The 537-nt window shown below is 70.2% G+C and carries 1 protein-coding gene; it reads right to left on the reverse strand.

Annotated features, from left to right (window positions below):
* Positions 1-486, reverse strand: a 486-nt coding sequence (locus tag GJV78_RS22780) for a hypothetical protein (RefSeq protein WP_155110325.1), incomplete at its 3' end; no start/stop codon positions are given.
* Between the last annotated feature and the right edge of the window lie 51 nt (positions 487-537).

Genomic DNA, 537 nt, shown 5'->3' on the forward strand with positions numbered 1-537 from the left:
CGCAAAGCGCGTGCCGGTCTTCGGGGTGCCGGCGTCGGCGGTGAGGGTCACCAGCTTCGCCTCGACCTCGTTGCCGTCGGCGTCCCGGGAGGAGATCCCGCCCTCGGCGGTGACGGTGGTGGAGAGGCCGGGCTTGCCGTCCCTGCCCGCCGGCCCCTGAATACGCAGGCCGTCGGAGCCGTTGAGGGTCACCCGGCCCTTTTTGTCGTTAATGACCAGGCCGTCGCTGCCGGTGAGGGAGGCCAGCACCTCGCCGGGTTTGCCGTCCTTGTCGGGGCCGCGGACGCTGAGGCCACGGCTGTCGTAGGTGGCCTTACCGCCGGCACCGCTGACGATCATGCCGTCGTCCCCCTTCACGGTGACGGAGTTTTTGCCGTCGGAGCCGGCGATCCGCAGGCCGTCCTGGGGCGCAAGGGAGATGGCACCGGGCTGACCGGCCTCGCCGATCGCGATACGGTCAAAGCGCGGGGCTCTGGCGATGCCCACCGAGACAGCTCCGTCGCCGTTGATGTAGGTGGCGACGTTCTCGCCGCTGAA

Source organism: Intestinirhabdus alba (genome assembly GCF_009711095.1).
Classification (GTDB): Bacteria; Pseudomonadota; Gammaproteobacteria; order Enterobacterales; family Enterobacteriaceae; genus Intestinirhabdus; species Intestinirhabdus alba.